The 669-nt window shown below is 59.3% G+C and carries 1 protein-coding gene; it reads left to right on the forward strand.

The annotated features are described in order from the left end of the window. The coding region (locus AC1B00_RS09605; RefSeq protein ID WP_488849505.1) for a hypothetical protein at positions 1-503 on the forward strand (503 nt) is incomplete at its 5' end. Positions 504-669: the final 166 nt, after the last annotated feature.

Consider the following 669-nt stretch of genomic DNA (forward strand, 5'->3'; position numbering starts at 1 on the left):
TCTATCCCGGTTCCGACGAAGAACGAGCGCACGCGCTACTCGAAGCGTTTTTCTCGATCGACATCTTCGCGAAGGTTGTCTCGCACTATGGCGGGAGCAAACTGCCGGACGAGCCATACCGAACCAACACCCTAACCACCACGTTCGGACTGGACCCGTCCATCGTGGACGAGTTTGTGGGCCTGTTCGAGAAGAACGCGCGGTTCGTGGGTATCGGGACGGACTGGAATGGGCCGGCGGATAGCGGCTCGCAAAAGCCGAAATCCGTGGAGCCCGGCTCAGGGGGAGAGCAGACCGTTCAGGTCGGAACCCCGTCGAAGAATGGCGACACCGGCCTTCGGTGTTTCATCGCGATGCCGTTCGGAGAACGAGACGATGACAGGCCCATCGGGTTCTTCAAGGAGGTCCTGGAATCCTTGCTCATTCCCGCAATCACCGATGCAGGGTTCGAAGCCTTCACGGCACGGCGACAAGGCTCGGACGTGATTCAGCCACGATCGTGAACGACCTTCTCGACGCGGATCTCGTCGTCGTGGATCTGACTGAACACAACCCAAATGTGCTGTTTGAGCTAGGCATGAGAATGCACGCCGACAAGCCGGTCGCACTAATCCGGGCCAAGGGCACCGGGCCAATATTCGATGTGGACAACCTCCTTCGCGTCGAGGA

The sequence above is a fragment of the Campylobacter sp. DY7 genome (genome assembly GCF_057802535.1).